The sequence below is a fragment of the Streptomyces sp. NBC_00012 genome (assembly GCF_045040875.1).
In the GTDB taxonomy this organism is placed as follows: Bacteria; Actinomycetota; Actinomycetes; order Streptomycetales; family Streptomycetaceae; genus Streptomyces.
In genome coordinates this window covers 3,148,794-3,166,237 of sequence record NZ_CP108309.1, presented here as the reverse complement: position 1 = coordinate 3,166,237, position 17,444 = coordinate 3,148,794, and the positions used below count along the sequence as shown (strand labels likewise).

Genomic DNA, 17,444 nt, shown 5'->3' with positions numbered 1-17,444 from the left:
CGGTCATCGCCATGCCGCCGCCACCGGCGTGGACGCCGCCACGGGGCCGGTCGCCGCCACGGTCGCCGCCACGGTCGCCGTAGCCACCACGGTCGCCGCCACGGTCGCCGTAGCCGCCGCGGTCGCCGCCACGGCCGCCCTCGTCGCCGCCGCGGTCGCCGCCGCGGCCGCCCTCGTCGCCGCCACGGTCTCCACCACGGCCGCCTTCGTCGCCGCCGCGGTCTCCACCGCGACCGCCCTCGTCGTCACTGGTGATCACGGAGGCCATGAAGCCGCCGCCGGCGTGGACACCGCCGGACGGACGGCCGTGGTCGCCACGGCCGCCGCGGTCGCCGCCACGGTCGCCGTAGCCGCCACGGTCTCCGCCACGGCCGCCTTCGTCGCCGCCGCGGCCGCCGCCACGGCCGCCCTCGTCGCCGCCACGGTCTCCACCACGGTCCCCGCCACGGCCGCCTTCGTCGCCGCCGCGGCCGCCGCCACGGCCGCCTTCGTCGCCGCCACGGTCTCCACCGCGGCCGCCCTCGTCGTCACTGGCGATCACAGCAGCCATGAAGCCGCCGCCGGTGTGGACGCCGCCACGGGGTCGGTCGCCGCCGCGGTCGCCACCACGGTCGCCGCCGCGGCCGCCTTCGTCGCCGCCGCGGTCGCCACCACGGTCGCCGCCGCGGCCGCCTTCGTCGCCACCACGGTCGCCGCCGCGGCCGCCTTCGTCGCCACCACGGTCGCCGCCGCGGCCGCCTTCGTCTCCACCACGGTCGCCGCCGCGGCCGCCTTCGTCGCCACCACGGTCGCCGCCGCGGCCGCCTTCGTCGCCGCCGCGGCCGCCGCCGCGGCCGCCTTCGTCTCCGCCGCGGCCGCCCTCGTCGCCGCCGCGACCACCTTCGTCACCGGCGATCACCGCGGCCATGAAGCCGCCGCCGGCGTGGACGCCGCCGTAGGGCCTGTCACGGTCGCCGCGGTCGCCACCACGGCCGCCGTGGTCTTCCCGGCCACCACGGTCTCCGCCGCGATCGCCGCCGCGGTCACCGCGGTCGCCGCGGTCACCGCCTCGGTCGGACTTTCCGTGGTCGTCGCCGTGCGAGGACGAGTAACCGTTGTCGTGGCCCGAGTCGCCCGACGCGACCATGGCGTAGGCGGACGGGCCGGTGATGGCGAGGACCGCTGTGACAGCGGCCGAAGCGAACAGTGTGCGGGCAGAGCGCATCTGAACACATTCCTTCCAGCGCAACTGCGAAGAGTGACTGGATGTCGACTCAATGTGGCGCAGTAGCGACGTGATCCACCGTCAGTCGGAATGGGAATTCGCGCCATCTGGGACACGCGGCATTGGAGCTACACCGTGGTCTCTTCGGGTGGAGTGCGGCCGATAATCACCCGTTGGACTGCACGCGGCGACGCGTGAGGTTTGGGCGACGGGGCGCCACCCGTTTGCTGGCCCCGCCACGTGGTGGAGCCGCCCGCTTGGCCCGCCCCTCGGACTTCCTCGAATGGCCGTCAACAACGCCTGCGAGCAGGCAAGTTGAAAAGGTGTGGGCAGTGTGCCGGTCGGGCGGTGCGACCTCCGTGACCCGCTGGACTTCCGCGCGGACACCCCCGGACCCGCGTCGGCGGCGGACTCGAATCCGGCGACGCGCCGCCATGCCGACCTGCTTGCCTTCGGGCGGTAAATCGCTTGCCCGGGGCCCGGATCCCCTGCTGTACTCGCCCGCGGAAATCGATCGATGAAGGAGCGGGTCATGCGAGGAACTCACATGTTCATTCAGGCGGGAATTGCCACCGATCTTGAGGACATGGAGTTTCGTGCACACGCTGAATCTGGGAATTCTGGCGCATGTCGACGCCGGTAAGACGAGCCTGACCGAGCGGCTGCTCCACGCCGCCGGTGTCATCGACGAGGTCGGCAGCGTCGACAAGGGCAGCACCCGGACCGATTCCCTGGCGCTCGAACGGCAACGCGGCATCACGATCAAGTCCGCCGTCGTCTCGTTCGCCATCGACGACACCACGGTCAATCTGATCGACACCCCCGGCCACCCGGATTTCATCGCCGAGGTGGAACGGGTACTGGGCGTGCTCGACGGAGCCGTGCTGGTCGTCTCCGCGGTGGAGGGCGTACAGGCGCAGACCCGCGTACTGATGCGGACGCTGCGACGCCTGCGCATTCCCACGATCGTCTTCGTGAACAAGGTCGACCGCGGTGGTGCGCGGTGCGACGCCGTCCTGCGGGACATCTCCGAGAAGCTGACCCCGGCCGTGATCGCCATGGGATCGGTCGACGCCGCGGGCGGCCGTGATGCCCGCTGCACGCCGTACGGCCACGCCGACGCCGGCTTCACCGACCGGCTGACCGAGCTGCTCGCCGACCACGACGACGCGCTCCTGGCCGCGTACGTCGAGAACACCTCGACGCTCCCGTACGGCAGGCTCCGCGAGGAGCTGTCGGCGCAGACCGGGCGTGCGCTGGCGCATCCGGTGTATTTCGGCTCGGCGATCACCGGGGCCGGGGTGGCTGCCCTGATCGGCGGGGTCAGGGAGCTGCTCCCGGCGAGCCGGGGCGATGCGGACGGTCCGGTCTCGGGCACGGTCTTCAAGGTGGAGCGCGGACCGGGTGGCGAGAAGACGGCGTACGTCCGGATGTTCTCGGGCACCGTACGGATCCGCGATCGGCTGCCGTTCGGACGGGGCGACGGACGCGCCGAGGGCAGGGTGACCGGGATCAGCGTCTTCGACCAGGGCTCGGCCGTCCCTGCGGCGGAGGTCGCAGCGGGCCGGATCGCGAGGCTCCGGGGGCTCGGGGACGTCCGGATCGGCGATCCGGTCGGCGCACCGGACGCGGCCCCGCCGGGCCGTTGGTTCGCCCCGCCGACGCTGGAATCGGTCGTGGTTCCCAGCCCTCCGGCGAGCCGGGGCGAGCTGCTCTTCGCGCTCGCGCAGCTCGCCGAGCAGGACCCGCTGATCGGTCTGCGGCAGGACGACATCCGTGAGGAGGTGTCCGTCTCCCTCTACGGCGAAGTGCAGAAGGAAGTCATCCAGGCGACGCTGGCCGACGAATACGGAATCGGTGTCACCTTCCGCGAGACCACGACCATTTGCCTGGAACGGCCGAACGGCAGCGGAGCGGCACACGAGATCATCGACCAGGGCGGAAATCCCTTTCTGGCCACCATCGGTCTCAGGGTCGACCCCGCCCCGGTCGGCAGCGGTATCGCCTACCGGCTGGAGGTGGAGCTCGGATCGATGCCCTTCTCCCTGATGAGGGCTGTGGAGGAGACGGTGGGGGAGACCCTGCGGCAGGGAATTCACGGCTGGCGGGTCACCGACTGCGTCGTCACCATGACGCATTCCGGCTACTGGCCCCGCCAGAGCCATTCCCACGCCGTGTTCGACAAGAGCATGTCGAGCACCGCGGGGGACTTCCGGAATCTGACCCCGCTGGTCCTGATGAGCGCGCTGAAGGAGGCGGGCACCACGGTGCACGAACCGATCCACCGGTTCCGTCTGGAACTCCCCGCGGACCTCCTCGGCCCGGTCCTGCCCGTACTCGCCCGGCTGCGCGCCGTCCCGGGGACACCGGCAGTGCGCGGTTCCCTGTGTGTGCTGGAGGGAGAGCTCCCGGCGGCCCGCGTCCACGAACTCCAGCAGCAGCTGCCGGCCCTGACGCGTGGCGAAGGGGTCCTGGAGTCCGAGTTCGACTCCTACCGGGCGGTCGTCGGCACGGCCCCGGACCGGCCGCGCACCGACCGCGACCCGCTCAACCGCAAGGAGTACCTGCTGCGTACGGCACGCAGGGTCGCCTGAGGCCCGTCCCACTGGGCGGGGCGCGCGGTGATCCGCCGCCCCGTCACCGGGACCACCCTCAGTTCAGCAACGACCGGGCGGCCCGCGCCCGGCGGCGGATCGCCTCCGCGGCCGCGGGCTCCACCCCGTCGACCACGTCCGCGTACTCCTCCATCTCGGCCGCCCCGCGCAGGAACTGCCCGCTCTGTACGAGCAGCTGGGCGCGCTCGTACCGCAGCCTGGCGGGGTGCGAGGGGAGCAGCAGCGACAGGTCCACCGCCCACAGCGCCACGTCCGTGCGCTCCGGACGGGCCGCCGCCCAGGCCCTGATGTTGTTCAGGATCCGCAGCACGATCTCCAGCGGCCGGGCGGGCACCAGCATCGACTCCTCCAGCGGCTCCCCGGTGGCCCCGGCCACCAGCAGCTCCGCGTCCTGCCCGGTCATCGGCCGGCCGCCGTCGAACGGATCGGCCAGCACCCGCTCGGCCGGATCGCCGAAGCCGACGACGAAATGACCGGGCAGCGCCACCCCGTACACCGGGGCGCCCGCCCGCCGCGCGACCTCGATCCACACCACCGACAGCAGGATCGGCAGCCCGCGACGCCTGCGCAGCACCTCGTGCAGCAGCGACGACTCCAGCCGCTGGTAGTCCGCCGACGAGCCCGCGAAGCCGTACCGCTCACCCAGCAGCTCGGCCAGCGCCGAGGCCCATGCCCGGCCGCCCCGCACCCCGTACGGAAGCCGGCCCGCCAGCTCGTCCAGCTCGATCTGCGCCGCGTCGATCCCGTTCTCGTCCAGCGCCGGATCGGCCACCGCGCCCAGCAGCAGGCAGAGCAGCGCGAGGTCCGGCCGTTCGGCGCGCGCCTCCTCGGCGAACCGGCGGCGCAGCTCGTCCGGGTCCGGGCGCCCGGCGGGTTCAGGGTTCATCGGGTCCGTCCGCCTCCATCACGCCGGCCGGAAGTGGTGGTAGAGGTGATGGACCGCGAAGCCCATCCCCTCGTACAGCGCCCGCGCCCCCTCGTTGTCCGTCTCCACCTGGAGCCAGGCAGCGGAGGCGCCCTCCTCCAGGGCCCTGCGGGCGAGCGCGGTCATCACGGCGGTGGCGAGCCCCCGGCGCCGGTACGCCGGATCGACCTCGACGGCCATGAAGCCGGCCCAGCGGCCGTCCACCACGCACCGCCCGATCGCGGCGGGTGCCGCGCCCTCTTCGTCACCGGGCACCGAGGCGAACCACACCGAGGGGCCGCCGCGCAGCACCGCCAGGACGTGCGGCCCCGGGGTCTCGAAGCGCTGGTAGCGGGAGAGCCACGCCTCGTCGAGGTCCCGGCTCAGCCGCACCCGGGACACGTCAGCGTCCAGGTCGCCGATCGGTGCGAGCCCGCCGGTGCGTACCTCCGCCGTCACCTCGCGGGCCCAGCCGCGCTCCTCCAGCTCCGCGCAGAGCAGCTCCTGGGTGCCCGCGGCGCCGGTCGCGGTCTGGACGTACGCGGGCAGGCCCCGTTCCCCGTACCACTGCCGGACGTGCCCGAGCGCCTCGTCGAGCGGGACGCCCGGATCGCCGAGCGGCAGCACGGAGTTGGCGCGCCGGGTGAACCCCCGCGCGGCGCGCAGCCGCCAGTCGCCCAGAGGTTCGCTCTCCACCGGCTGCCAGGCCCGGGCACAGACGGCCGCGAGCTCCTCGAAGGAGGCCGCCGGACCGCGCCGCCGGGCCGGAGCGGCGGGCACGACCTTGCCCGCCACCAGTTCCGATTCCGCGATGCGGACGGATTCACCGCTCTTCGGTGTGATCGAAAGCACACCATCGTCCCACGATGTGAGAACCCCTACCGTGTCGGTGAACGTCGCTCCTTGTGGGGCGGTCTCGCACACACGCCGGACTGATACCCGTTTGCCCACGTCAGCCGGTGTGATTCGGACCCTGAGCTGTCCGCCGATGGTGAATTCCACAGCTCTGTACGCCCCTCCTGTTCGGTTCGTGCCCCGGAACGGAGATACTAGGGGCGGGCATCGACGACGCCGCGCTCCCGCGCGAGAGCCAACGCCCTACCGAGGAGGAACGACAGCGTGACCTACGTCATCGCGCAGCCTTGTGTCGACGTAAAGGACAAGGCCTGCATCGAAGAGTGCCCCGTCGACTGCATCTACGAGGGCCAGCGGTCCTTGTACATCCACCCGGACGAATGCGTCGACTGTGGAGCCTGTGAGCCGGTGTGCCCGGTCGAGGCCATCTTCTACGAGGACGACACCCCGGAGGAGTGGAAGGACTACTACAAGGCGAACGTAGAGTTCTTCGACGACCTCGGGTCGCCCGGTGGTGCCTCCAAGCTGGGCCTGATCGAGCGCGACCACGCGTTCATCGCCGCGCTGCCGCCGCAGAACCAGTAGCCGACGGCCGCACGTGCGCCGCCCCGGTCCCGTACGGCTCGTCACCGTGCGGGACCGAGGTGTTTCCACGCCCGGGTGACGAGAGCGTCTCGCGACCCCGTGCGTGCCCCGCGTGACCCCCGTACGAGAAAGCAGAGTCCCGTGTCCGCAGTCTCCTCCCGTCTCCCGGTCTTCCCCTGGGACAAGCTCGCGCCCTACAAGTCGACGGCCGGGGCCCACCCCGACGGCATCGTGGACCTGTCCGTCGGCACGCCCGTCGACCCGGTGCCCGAGCTGATCAGGCGGGCGCTCGTCACCGCTGCCGACAGCCCCGGCTATCCGACGGTGTGGGGGACCACCGAGCTGCGTGACGCGATCACCGGGTGGGTGGAGCGGCGGCTCGGCGCGGTCGGGGTGACGCACCACAACGTCCTGCCGGTCGTCGGCTCCAAGGAGCTGGTGGCCTGGCTGCCGACCCAGCTCGGTCTCGGCGCGGGCGACAAGGTTGCCTACCCGCGCCTCGCCTACCCGACGTACGAGGTGGGCGCCCGGCTCTGCGGCGCCGAGCCGGTGGTCTACGACGACCCGACGGAGCTGGACCCGGCCGGGCTCAAGCTGCTCTGGCTCAACTCGCCGTCCAACCCGACCGGCCGCGTCCTGGCCAAGGACGAGCTGATCCGGATCGTCGCCTGGGCCCGCGAGCACGACGTGCTGGTCTTCAGCGACGAGTGCTACCTGGAGCTGGGCTGGGAGGCCGAACCGGTCTCCGTGCTGCACCCGGACGTCTGCGGCGGTACGTACGAGGGCATCGTCGCCGTCCACTCGCTCTCCAAGCGCTCCAACCTGGCCGGATACCGCGCGGCCTTCATCGCGGGCGACGCGGCGGTGCTCGGCGAGCTGCTGCTGATCCGCAAGCACGGCGGCATGATGACACCGGCCCCGGTCCAGGCGGCGACGGTCGTGGCGCTCGGCGACGACGAGCACGTGTCCGAGCAGCGGACCCGGTACGCGCAGCGGCGCGCCGCCCTGCGTGCCGCACTGGAGGCGCACGGTTTCCGGATCGAGCACAGCGAGGCGAGCCTCTACCTGTGGGCGACGCGCGACGAGCCGTGCTGGGAGACCGTGGCGTACCTGGCGGAGCTCGGCATCCTGGTGGCGCCGGGCGACTTCTACGGACCGGCCGGCGACCGCTTCGTGCGGGTGGCGTTCACGGCGACGGACGAGCGGGTGGCGGCCGCGGTCAAGCGGCTGGGCTGAGAGGGCGGCGGCATACGCGAGCCGCCGGCATACGCGAGGGGCCTCGGGAGTGCGCACTCCCGAGGCCCCTCGCGTATGTGATGTACCGGCCGGCGGCCGGTGCGGGTCAGCCGCCGATCGGCAGGCCCTGGGTGGGCAGGCCGCCCTTGGTCGAGGCACCGGCGGCCTCGCCGATGAGCTGGCCCGCGCTGCCCGCGGCACCGCCCGCGGCCTTCTGCACGGCGGGGGTGGTCTCGGCGCCGGCCTTGCCCACGGTCCTGCTCGCGGCCGGGAGGGTCGTCCCGACGATCTTGCCGCCGGTGTCGCCCGCCACCTGGGTGCCCTGCTGGGAGGCGCTGTCGGCCGTCTTGCCGAGACCGGCACCGTCGACGGTGGTCAGACCGCCGAGCTCCGGGGCCTGCGGGAGCTCCGCGGCACCCGCGGCTCCGGCCGCGCCGACCACGGGGGCGGCACCCGCGGCGATCAGCAGCGCGGCACGGGCGATCCGGCGGGTCAGGGGGAGGGACATGATGCTCCTTCGACGGGATGAGAAGTGGGTCTGTCCGTTGATCGGACGCAATGACAACCGTCGAAAGGGCGGGGGAGGTTGCGGTGGGCCGAGGTAAAGAGTCGGCAATGCGTCACATGATCTGCAATGGAGGAACCCGGGCGGACGCAGCATTCCCGGGAACGCAGATGAAACGTCACTTCTCTTCTGCCACAAGGGAATTGAGATGGCGGCAGAGGATTTCGGGAGGTGTTGCCGGAGGGGATGTCCGGACGGGTTCGGATGACACCCCCGGGTGATCGCACGAACTAGTGCGCGAGCTCGATCCGTACCTCTGTGGTGCCCGATTCCTTGCGCTCCGTCCGCCAGCCCGACCCGGCCTCCCACACCTGGCCCGCGTACGAGACCTTGCCGAGGCGGAGCGCCTCGGACTGCGCGACCGCCCAGTGCGCCAGCTCCCAGCCGCGCCGGGCCGAGCCGTCGTTCTCGGACGCCCGGGGTGCCGGCACCGGCACCGAGACCGTGCTCGCCGCCGCACCGGCCGCGCCCCCGCCGCCTCGCGGGGCCGTCCGCGCCGCGGGCAGCACGTCCTTGCCGAAGGCGCGCACCAGCTCCGCCCGCACCTTCGCCGCGTCGGCGCTCGCCGCCGTCGCCCGCGGCGGCGCGCAGTTCAGCGCGGCGGGGGTGCGACCGGTCAGCGCGGCCGCCAGCAGGGCCGCGTCCGGCTCGTGCTTCGCGTACGCCTGCGGGAAGCCGCTGCGCTGGACCCGCTGCGCGGCGACCGTCAGCGGCAGCCGCGAGTAGCCGGGGACCTCGGCGAGATGCCGGTAGAACTCCCCGGCGGAGTAGACGGGGTCCAGGATCTGCTCCTCGGTGCCCCAGCCCTGCGAGGGGCGCTGCTGGAAGAGCCCCAGCGAATCACGGTCGCCGTGCTCGATGTTCCGCAGCCCGGACTCCTGGAGCGCGGTCGCCAGCGCGATCGTCACGGCGCGCTCCGGCATCCCGCGCGAGGTGCCGACCGCGGAGATCGTCGCGGCGTTGACGGCCTGCTCCGGGCTCATCCGGTACGTACGGCCCTTGCCGTCCGAACCATCCGCGGACCGCACGGTGCATCCCTCGATGACCTGGCTGCCGGTTATGTACTGAACGGTCAGATAGCCGCCGAGTGCGGCGAGCACGACAAAGGCCGCCGCGATGCGCAAGGGGCGGCTGCGGCCGGTGTGTCGGCGGGCGGGGGAGACGGTCCGGGGCACGGGCCCACCGTACTGGAGTGACCGACCGGGGCCGAGGGCCCAGTCCCTTAGGGTCGGTCCCATGCCCGAAACCACACTTGACCTCACCCTGGACGGCCCGGAGCTCACCGCCCGGCTCGTCGACTTCCCGTCGGTCAGCGGTCAGGAGAAGGACCTCGCGGACGCGATCGAGTCGGCGCTGCGCACACTCCCGCACCTGACTGTCGACCGGCACGGCAACAACGTCGTGGCCAGGACGAACCTGGGCCGCGCCGAGCGGGTGGTGCTCGCCGGGCACATCGACACCGTCCCGATCGCCGACAACGTGCCGTCCCGGCTCGACGACAACGGGGTGCTGTGGGGCTGCGGCACCTCCGACATGAAGTCGGGCGTCGCCGTCCAGCTGCGGATCGCCGCGACCGTGCCCGCGCCCAACCGCGACCTGACCTTCGTCTTCTACGACAACGAGGAAGTCGCCGCGCACCTCAATGGGCTCGGCCACATCGCCGACGCCCACCCCGACTGGCTGGCCGGCGACTTCGCGGTCCTGCTGGAGGGGTCCGACGCCGAGGTCGAGGGCGGCTGCCAGGGCACCCTGCGGGTCTTCCTCCGTACGCAGGGGGAGCGGGCCCACTCCGCGCGCGGCTGGATGGGTTCCAACGCCATCCACTCCGCCGCCCCGATCCTGGCCCGGCTCGCCGCGTACGAACCGCGCCGCCCGGTCATCGACGGCCTCGAATACCACGAGGGCCTGAACGCGGTGCGGATCGAGGGGGGCGTCGCCAACAACGTGATCCCGGACGCCTGCACGGTCGTGGTCAATTTCCGGTACGCGCCCGACCGGACCGCCGAGGAGGCGCTGGCCCACGTCCACGAGGTCTTCGCGGACTGCGGCGTCGCCGAATTCGTCGTGGACGACCACTCGGGCGCGGCCATGCCCGGTCTCTCGCACCCGGCGGCCGAGGCGTTCATGGCGGCGGTGGGCGGCACCGCCCGGCCCAAGTTCGGCTGGACGGACGTCTCCCGCTTCGGCTCCCTCGGAGTCCCCGCGGTGAACTACGGACCGGGAGACCCGCTCTTCGCCCACAAGCGCGACGAGCACGTGGTGGTCGAGCGGATCACCCGGTGCGAGGAGCGGCTCCGCTCCTGGCTCACCGCCTGACCCACGGCATTCCCCCGCCCGTAACCTCGGTCGATCTACCCTGACCTGACAACGGATGGTCATCGGCAGATGGCCGTCGATCGTCGGAGGGAGCAGGTCATGGGCAACCCCGAGGGAGCACGCGTCCCCGAGGAGCAGCGGCTCGGACCGGTACTGCGCCGCAGGGAACAGGTGCAGCCCGGCACCACCGACCAGCGGCTGCTGGACACCGAGGGCGACTCCGAGTGGGTGCACACCGACCCCTGGCGGGTGATGCGCATCCAGTCGGAGTTCGTCGAGGGATTCGGCGCGCTGGCCGAACTGCCGAGCGCGATCAGCGTCTTCGGCTCGGCCCGCACCCCGGCCGGCGGACCCGACTACGAGGCGGGTGTACGGATCGGCAAGGCCCTGGTGGAGGCCGGTTTCGCGGTGATCACCGGAGGCGGGCCGGGGGCCATGGAGGCGGCGAACAAGGGGGCGCGGGAGGCGAAGGGCGTCTCGGTCGGTCTCGGCATCGAGCTGCCCTTCGAGTCCGGCCTCAACCCGCACGTCGACATCGGCGTCAACTTCCGCTACTTCTTCGTCCGCAAGACGATGTTCGTGAAGTACGCGCAGGGCTTCGTCGTGCTGCCCGGCGGGCTCGGCACCCTGGACGAACTCTTCGAGGCGCTCACCCTCGTCCAGACGGGCAAGGTCACCCGCTTCCCGATCGTGCTGTTCGGCACCGCGTACTGGAGCGGTCTCGTGGACTGGCTGCGGGACACGGTGGTGGCGCAGGGCAAGGCGTCCGAGCACGACCTGTTGCTGTTCCACGTCACCGACGACGTGGACGAGGCGGTCGAGCTCGTGACGAAGGAGGTCGGGCGGTAGGGACCGCGCGAGGAGCGGCGCCGGGCGTGTGACGGGGCGGAGCGGGCCCCGGGGCGGCCTGCTCCGCACCGGTCAGGCCAGTCCGCGCCGTGCCACGGCCGGCTCCCGGTGCCCCGCGATCGACGCCACCATGTCCAGCACCTGCCGGGTCTCCGCCACCTCGTGCACCCGGTACACCTGCGCCCCCAGCCACGCGGAGACGGCCGTGGTCGCCAGCGTCCCGATGACCCGCTCCTTCACCGGCCGGTCGAGCGTCTCGCCGACGAAGTCCTTGTTGGACAGCGAGACGAGCACCGGCCAGCCGGTCTCCGTCATCTCACCGAGCCGCCGCGTCGCCTCCAGGGAGTGCCGGGTGTTCTTCCCGAAGTCATGACCGGGGTCGATCATGATCCCGTCGGGCCGCACCCCGAGCTCCACCGCCCGCTCGGCCAGCCCCACCGTCACCCGCAGGATGTCCGCCATCACGTCCTCGTACGCGATCCGGTGCGGCCGGGTCCGCGGCTCGGCGCCGCCCGCGTGCGTGCACACCAGGCCGGCTCCGTACCGCGCGGCGACCTCCGCGAGCCTGGGGTCGACGCCGCCCCACGCATCGTTCAGCACATCGGCGCCGGCCTCGCAGACCGCCTCGCCCACGTCGTGGCGCCAGGTGTCCACGCTGATCACCACGTCCGGGTGGCGGCGGCGCACCTCAGCGACGAATCCCACCGTGCGACGCGCCTCCTCCTCGGCGGTCACCTCCTCGCCCGGACCCGCCTTCACACCGCCGATGTCGACGATCGCCGCACCGTCCGCGATCGCCTGCTCGACCCGGGCGAGCGCCGGTTCGTCCCGGAAGGTCGCACCCTGGTCGTAGAAGGAGTCCGGGGTACGGTTCACGATCGCCATGATCACCGGCTCGTGCGCACCGAATTCGCGCCGCCCCAGCCTGAGCGCACCGCTTCGCATACCGCGTCTCTCCTTTGGTAGTTCGCCACGTGAGTCACCTGCGACCCTATGGGCTGTCCGGGCGGCCACCGGTTGTCGGCGCCGCATGGCACGATCGGACCCGGACAGGTTTCCGCTCCCGGGGAGATGCGCGTGTTCTGGTTCTTGCTGGTGACGATGGTCGTGGTCGTGGCCGCGGTCACGCTAGCGGTGGTCGGCGGGGGGAGGAGCGCCGTCCTGCAGGACGTGGCTCCCGAGCAGCTGACCGACCCGCTGCCCGAGACGCGACCGGTCGGCCGCGCGGACGTCGACGCGCTGCGCCTGCCGGTGGCCGTGCGCGGTTACCGCATGGCGGACGTCGATCACGCGCTCGGCCGACTCGGTGCCGAGCTCGCCGAGCGGGACGCGCGGATCGCGGAGCTGGAATCGGCGCTGGCCGGTGCGCAGGCGACCGCGGTCGGCGGCCCCGACCTGATCGAGCCGCCGGAGGGACGGCCGCGGCAGGAGTGGGAGCGGCCCGAGGAAACGCCGCGGCAGGAGTGGCAGCCGCCCGAGGACCGCCCGAAGGCGCCGTGGGAGGCGCCCGGGCCGGACCAGCGGCGGACCGGGCACCCCGGAGAGGAGCCCGGGGCATGAGCGGGGCCGAAGCGGCCCCGGACGGCGGCCTGCGCTGCCCGTGGGGGCTCTCCACCGAGGACTACCTCGCGTACCACGACACCGAATGGGGCCGGCCCGTCCACGGCGACGACGCCCTCTTCGAACGGCTCTGTCTGGAGGCCTTCCAGTCGGGCCTGTCCTGGCTGACGATCCTGCGCCGCCGGGAGGGCTTCCGCTCCGCCTTCGCCGGGTTCAAGATCCCCGCCGTCGCGGAGTTCACCGACGCCGACAAGGAGCGCCTCCTCGCCGACGCCGGCATCATCCGCAACCGCGCGAAGATCGAGGCGACCCTCGCCAACGCCAAGGAGCTGGCGGGCTGGGCGGACGGCGAGCTGGACGAGGTGATTTGGTCCCACGCCCCCGACCCGGCCGGCCGCCCGGTCCCGCGCACCACCGAGGACATCCCCGCGGTCACCCCTGAGTCCACCGCGCTGGCCAAGGACCTCAAGAAGCGCGGGCTGCGCTTCGTCGGGCCCACCACGGCCTACGCGCTGATGCAGGCGTGCGGCCTGGTCGACGACCACCTGGCCGACTGCGTGGCACGCCGCACCGGCGCGTGAGGGCCGCCCCGGGGGCTCACCGGCCGAGGTACTTCGGCCGCTCCTTGTTCAGGAACGCCTGCACCGCGATCGTGTGGTCCTCGGACGCGCCCGCCCGGGTCTGGAGCTCGTCCTCCTTCTCCAGTGCCTCGCCCAGTGTGTGACCGGCGCCGTACGCCAGGGACTCCTTGAGCGCGGCGTACGCCACCGTGGGGCCGGACGCCAGGGTGCGGGCCACGGCGGCGGCCTCGGCGGCCAGGTCCGCGGCGGGCACCAGCTTGTTCACGATGCCCAGCTCATGGGCGTCCTGCGCGGAGACCGAGCGCGGGAAGAGCAGCAGATCGGCGGCGCGGCTCTGCCCGATCAGGCGCGGCAGCGTCCACGAGACGCCCGAGTCGGCGGTGAGGGCCACGCCGGCGAAGGAGGTGTTGAACGAGGCGGTATCGGCGACCACCCGGTAGTCGCAGGCGAGCGCGAAGCCGAAACCGGCACCGGCGGCGACGCCGTTGACCCCGGCGACGACCGGCTTGGGCATCTCGGTGATGGCCCGCACGATCGGGTTGTAGTGCTCCTGCACGGTGCTCAGCGCGTTGCCGCTGCCCGACTCACGGGTGCTTTCGAGCGTGGCCACGTGCTCCTTCAGGTCCTGGCCGACGCAGAACGCCCGCCCGGTCGCGGTGAGCAGCACGGCGCGTACGGCGGTGTCGGCCGCCGCGGACCGCAGCGCGTCCCGGAGCGCCACCTTGGCTGCGGTGTTCATGGCGTTCATCGCGTCGGGACGGTTGATCGTGATCGTCGCGAGTCCGTCGCTCACTTCGTAGAGCACGCTGTCCGCCATGTGGTCGGCCATTTCGTTGTCCCTTCGCGCCTCGGGCAATGCCTGTCCAGGCAAGCATGGCCGACTCGGGCGGGAGCCGATATGTGACCTGCGTCTAACAATTGCGCTCCGATGCGGGGGTGCGAGTGGCGGAGTATCGCAGGCCGATCGCCGAATTGGGTGGTTTTGAGAGAGCGCGTTGCGCAAGCGATGCAGACCGATGTTGGTCATTGGGGTCTGTGATGCGGGATAATGGCCTGGAAGCAATGTGTTCGATGCCGGTGACACAGCGCCTGTCATGGGGCCGCCGGTTGCGATGAGCTGGTTTCAGGAAGGGGAACGAGCATGGCGGCCATGAAGCCGCGGACGGGCGACGGCCCGCTCGAGGTGACAAAGGAGGGGCGGGGCATCGTCATGCGCGTTCCGCTCGAAGGCGGCGGTCGGCTTGTCGTGGAGCTGACTCCGGACGAGGCCGATGCACTCGGCGATGCCCTCAAGAAGGTCGTCGGCTGAGCAGAGGCGCCCACACTTCAGCACTGCCCCGGCACGGAGTCCGTGCCGGGGCAGTGCTGCGTTCATGACCGTTCACGGCGTTCACGATCTTTCACGGCCCGGATCGCTTTTCACGGCCCGGATCGCCGGACGGGCCGGCGCGGTCCCGGGGCCTCAGCCCCGGCGCACCGCGCACAGCAGCCCGTCGCCCACCGGCAGCAGCGTCGACATCAGCTCCTGGCTCTCCCGCACCGCGCGCAGCAGCTCCCGCAGCCGTAGCACCTCCGCGGGCTGGGCCGCGGAATCGACCGTACGGCCGTCCGCGAAGACGCCCTCGAAGCAGACCAGGCCGCCGGGACGCAGCAGGCGCAACGATTCAGCGAGGCAGTCCAGGCTCTCCAGCCGGTCGCCGTCGCAGAACACGAGGTCGTATCCGCCGTCCGCGAGCCGGGGCAGTACGTCCAGGGCGCGGCCGGGAATGAAGCGGGCACGGTTGGCGGCGAACCCCGCGGCCCGGAACGCCTCGCGGGCGAACTGCTGGCGCTCGGGCTCCGGGTCGACCGTGGTCAGCACGCCGTCCGGCCGCATTCCGTGCAGCAGATAGAGGCCGGACACGCCGGTCCCGGTGCCGATTTCGGCCACCGCTTTCGCGTCCGTCGTGGCAGCGAGCAGGCGCAGCGCGGCGCCGGTACCTGGCGACACCGAGCGGAGCCCCGCCTCCTGGGCCCGGTCCCGGGCCCAGTGCAGTGCTTCGTCCTCGGCGACAAAGGCGTCGGCGAACGCCCAGCTCGTCTGCCGGTTGGCGGTAATGACCCTCTCCTGTCCCCGTAGTTGGCGCAACGGTGACTGTATCCGCTGCACCCGGGAACCCGCAGATGGGACCGGGCGTTATGGAGGGACAGGGGAAAGCCTGTGGAATCGGCCCGCGGATCGGGTCCGGGAGCCATGGGCCGGCGGTTCCCGGGGCGATCCCCGGCCCCAGCAGGAAAAAGGCTTATCCGGAGCTAACGGGCGAGGTGGCTATGGTAGGGGCTCCACTGGACACCACCAGAGCCGATAGGGGAGGTGCGGCTGCGCCTGTGGATCGGGGAGGAGCGCTGCGGCGCTTTCTCAGGTCGGCGGGTGAGCCGAAATCCGTGACCAACATTGCTGACCGTTCTTCCAACGTCTCCGTAACGACCGCGACCTTCGCCTCAAATGCGGACTCCCAGGCGTGGACGCCGCCCTCATGGGAAGAGATCGTCAGCACGCACAGCGGCCGGGTCTACCGCCTGGCCTACCGGCTGACGGGCAACCAGCACGATGCCGAGGACCTGACCCAGGAGGTCTTCGTCCGCGTGTTCCGGTCGCTGTCGACCTACACGCCGGGCACTTTCGAAGGCTGGCTGCACCGCATCACGACCAACCTGTTCCTGGACATGGTCCGTCGCAAGCAGCGGATCCGCTTCGACTCCCTCGGCGACGACGCCGCCGAGCGGCTGCCGAGCCGTGAGCCGTCCCCGCAGCAGGTCTTCAACGACACCCACTTCGACGCGGATGTGCAGCAGGCGCTGGACACCCTCGCGCCCGAGTTCCGTGCCGCCGTCGTGCTCTGCGACATCGAGGGCCTTTCGTACGAGGAGATCGCCGCGACGCTGGGCGTGAAGCTCGGCACCGTGCGCAGCCGTATCCACCGCGGTCGTTCGCACCTGCGCAAGGCCCTGAAGCACCGTTCGCCCGAGGCCCGCGCCGAGCAGCGCTCGCTGGCGGGCGCGATCCTGGCAGGGGAGGGCGGAACGGCGTGAGTGGCACAGGTCCGACCCCCGCGGAACAACACCTGGGGGACCGCCTCGCCGCGCTTGTCGACGGCGAGCTGAAACACGACACCCGTGAGCGGGTGCTCGCCCACCTCGCGACCTGTGCCAAGTGCAAGGCCGAGGCCGCGGCGCAGCGGCGCCTGAAGAGTGTCTTCGCCCAGTCCGCCCCGCCGTCGCCGTCCGAGGGGTTCCTCGCCCGGCTGCAGGGCCTTCCCGGGGGGCCGGGTGGTGACGACGACGGCCCGGACAGACCATTCGGCGGCTCCGGGCGCTTCGCCGACGGGCTCTTCCCCGTGATCCAGCCGTCCGGCAGCCGCCCGGACTCGCCGGAGAGCCGGTCGTTCGGCGGCTTCGGCTTCCTCCCGGCCCCGCACGGCTCGGCCGCCGTACTGCCGGGCGGGTCCTCGCGTTCCGGTTTCCGGATCCATGAGGTGAGCCGGGACGGCGACCGGTCGCCCTGGCGCGGCCGGAGATTCGCCTTCGCGGCGGCGAGCGCCGTCTCGCTGGCGGCCATCGCCCTCGGCGGCGCCCTGCCGACGGGTGCGGGCCCCAGCTCCGCGGCCCGGGCCACGGGCGCCGGAAACACGGTGACCCCGCTCGATACTCCTTCGCGCGGTGAGAGCGGCAGCCCGGCCGGCCGTCGCGGTGCCGGCCACGGCACGCTCGCCACCAGGGGATCGGGCGAGCGCTCGATCGCCGCCGTCCCGGCGACCGCCCCGAGCGTCGCACCGGCGGCCCCCTCCGCCACTCCCGTGGTGCTCTCCACCGCGAGCCTCGCGGGGAACCCCTACGCCACACACGTCCTGACCAATGTGTCCGCGCCGCCGTTGATACGCCCGACCGGCACGACCCCGCTCTTCGCCCAGGTGTTCGGGCGGCTGGCCGCACAGTCACCGGCACCCTCCGCGCCACCGTCCGGGACGCAGTCGTCACCACCGCCCTGGGCTCAGTCGTCGGCCTCGGCCCTCCCCACCCCCGCCGATCTCGGTCTGCCGCTTTCCTCCCGGCGCTGACCGGGGTCTGCGCAAGTATTCGCAAACCTGGTTGAATTCCGGGAGCAGTTCCGGGAGGGACGCCCCTGCAGGGGCGT

18 protein-coding genes are annotated in these 17,444 nt (G+C 72.3%); 11 read left to right on the top strand and 7 right to left on the bottom strand.

Annotated elements, in window-relative coordinates; genetic code table 11:
• Window positions 1-28 precede the first annotated feature (28 nt).
• Together OHA19_RS14390 and OHA19_RS14385 are read left to right on the top strand one after the other, a co-directional pair.
• A complete protein-coding gene (locus OHA19_RS14390; protein WP_405750401.1) occupies window positions 29-1,270 on the top strand; it encodes a hypothetical protein in 1,242 nt (413 codons plus the stop codon).
• Between the two features lie 530 nt (window positions 1,271-1,800).
• Window positions 1,801-3,798: a GTP-binding protein gene (locus OHA19_RS14385; protein ID WP_405716412.1), complete on the top strand. Its 1,998-nt coding sequence runs from the start codon at window positions 1,801-1,803 to the stop codon at window positions 3,796-3,798.
• Window positions 3,799-3,856: 58 nt separating this feature from the next.
• On the opposite strand, the gene OHA19_RS14380 is transcribed toward OHA19_RS14385, so the two are convergent.
• On the bottom strand, window positions 3,857-4,705 hold the full coding sequence (locus OHA19_RS14380) for a tetratricopeptide repeat protein (protein ID WP_405716413.1): 849 nt from the start codon (window positions 4,703-4,705) through the stop codon (window positions 3,857-3,859).
• An 18-nt stretch (window positions 4,706-4,723) separates the two neighbouring features.
• Window positions 4,724-5,725: a GNAT family N-acetyltransferase gene (locus OHA19_RS14375; protein ID WP_405716415.1), complete on the bottom strand. Its 1,002-nt coding sequence runs from the start codon at window positions 5,723-5,725 to the stop codon at window positions 4,724-4,726.
• Between the two features lie 117 nt (window positions 5,726-5,842).
• On the opposite strand from OHA19_RS14375, the gene fdxA reads away from it, so the two are divergent.
• Together fdxA and dapC are read left to right on the top strand one after the other, a co-directional pair.
• Window positions 5,843-6,163 (top strand): ferredoxin, encoded by a 321-nt coding sequence (fdxA, locus tag OHA19_RS14370; RefSeq protein WP_018956287.1) that lies wholly within the window; start codon window positions 5,843-5,845, stop codon window positions 6,161-6,163.
• A gap of 141 nt (window positions 6,164-6,304) precedes the next feature.
• Window positions 6,305-7,399 carry a succinyldiaminopimelate transaminase gene (gene dapC / locus OHA19_RS14365; protein ID WP_405750399.1) on the top strand — a complete coding sequence of 365 codons (1,095 nt, stop codon included), beginning with the start codon at window positions 6,305-6,307 and terminating at the stop codon, window positions 7,397-7,399.
• 106 nt (window positions 7,400-7,505) lie between these two features.
• Here the strand turns inward: dapC and OHA19_RS14360 are convergent, their stop codons facing one another.
• Window positions 7,506-7,907: an ATP-binding protein gene (locus tag OHA19_RS14360; protein ID WP_405716418.1), complete on the bottom strand. Its 402-nt coding sequence runs from the start codon at window positions 7,905-7,907 to the stop codon at window positions 7,506-7,508.
• A gap of 287 nt (window positions 7,908-8,194) precedes the next feature.
• Window positions 8,195-9,139 carry a hypothetical protein gene (locus OHA19_RS14355; RefSeq protein WP_405716419.1) on the bottom strand — a complete coding sequence of 315 codons (945 nt, stop codon included), beginning with the start codon at window positions 9,137-9,139 and terminating at the stop codon, window positions 8,195-8,197.
• A gap of 61 nt (window positions 9,140-9,200) precedes the next feature.
• Between OHA19_RS14355 and dapE the strand changes: the two genes are divergently transcribed.
• Together dapE and OHA19_RS14345 are read left to right on the top strand one after the other, a co-directional pair.
• Window positions 9,201-10,280 (top strand): succinyl-diaminopimelate desuccinylase, encoded by a 1,080-nt coding sequence (gene dapE / locus OHA19_RS14350; protein WP_405716421.1) that lies wholly within the window; start codon window positions 9,201-9,203, stop codon window positions 10,278-10,280.
• A gap of 99 nt (window positions 10,281-10,379) precedes the next feature.
• The gene (locus OHA19_RS14345) at window positions 10,380-11,129 is read left to right on the top strand and encodes a TIGR00730 family Rossman fold protein (protein WP_405716422.1); all 750 of its coding nucleotides are present in this window, start codon (window positions 10,380-10,382) and stop codon (window positions 11,127-11,129) included.
• Window positions 11,130-11,201: 72 nt separating this feature from the next.
• On the opposite strand, the gene folP is transcribed toward OHA19_RS14345, so the two are convergent.
• Window positions 11,202-12,074, bottom strand: coding sequence for a dihydropteroate synthase (folP, locus tag OHA19_RS14340; protein WP_405716423.1), 873 nt, complete (start codon window positions 12,072-12,074; stop codon window positions 11,202-11,204).
• A 132-nt stretch (window positions 12,075-12,206) separates the two neighbouring features.
• On the opposite strand from folP, the gene OHA19_RS14335 reads away from it, so the two are divergent.
• Window positions 12,207-12,689 (top strand): hypothetical protein, encoded by a 483-nt coding sequence (locus tag OHA19_RS14335; RefSeq protein WP_405716424.1) that lies wholly within the window; start codon window positions 12,207-12,209, stop codon window positions 12,687-12,689.
• The gene (locus OHA19_RS14330; protein ID WP_405716425.1) at window positions 12,686-13,270 is read left to right on the top strand and encodes a DNA-3-methyladenine glycosylase I; all 585 of its coding nucleotides are present in this window, start codon (window positions 12,686-12,688) and stop codon (window positions 13,268-13,270) included. The genes OHA19_RS14335 and OHA19_RS14330 overlap by 4 nt, the downstream gene beginning before the upstream one ends.
• 16 nt (window positions 13,271-13,286) lie before the next feature.
• Here the strand turns inward: OHA19_RS14330 and OHA19_RS14325 are convergent, their stop codons facing one another.
• Window positions 13,287-14,099, bottom strand: a complete 813-nt coding sequence (locus tag OHA19_RS14325) for an enoyl-CoA hydratase/isomerase family protein (protein WP_405716426.1) — start codon at window positions 14,097-14,099, stop codon at window positions 13,287-13,289.
• Between the two features lie 312 nt (window positions 14,100-14,411).
• On the opposite strand from OHA19_RS14325, the gene OHA19_RS14320 reads away from it, so the two are divergent.
• Window positions 14,412-14,579 carry a DUF3117 domain-containing protein gene (locus tag OHA19_RS14320; protein WP_003966491.1) on the top strand — a complete coding sequence of 56 codons (168 nt, stop codon included), beginning with the start codon at window positions 14,412-14,414 and terminating at the stop codon, window positions 14,577-14,579.
• 153 nt (window positions 14,580-14,732) lie between these two features.
• Here OHA19_RS14320 and OHA19_RS14315 read toward each other — a convergent pair whose 3' ends face one another.
• The gene (locus OHA19_RS14315; RefSeq protein WP_405721835.1) at window positions 14,733-15,398 is read right to left on the bottom strand and encodes an O-methyltransferase; all 666 of its coding nucleotides are present in this window, start codon (window positions 15,396-15,398) and stop codon (window positions 14,733-14,735) included.
• A 182-nt stretch (window positions 15,399-15,580) separates the two neighbouring features.
• Here OHA19_RS14315 and sigE point away from each other — a divergent pair, with 182 nt between their 5' ends.
• Window positions 15,581-16,342: an RNA polymerase sigma factor SigE gene (sigE, locus tag OHA19_RS14310; RefSeq protein ID WP_405716427.1), complete on the top strand. Its 762-nt coding sequence runs from the start codon at window positions 15,581-15,583 to the stop codon at window positions 16,340-16,342.
• The gene (locus tag OHA19_RS14305) at window positions 16,339-17,367 is read left to right on the top strand and encodes a zf-HC2 domain-containing protein (RefSeq protein ID WP_405716428.1); all 1,029 of its coding nucleotides are present in this window, start codon (window positions 16,339-16,341) and stop codon (window positions 17,365-17,367) included. The genes sigE and OHA19_RS14305 overlap by 4 nt, the downstream gene beginning before the upstream one ends.
• The last annotated feature ends 77 nt before the right edge of the window (window positions 17,368-17,444 follow it).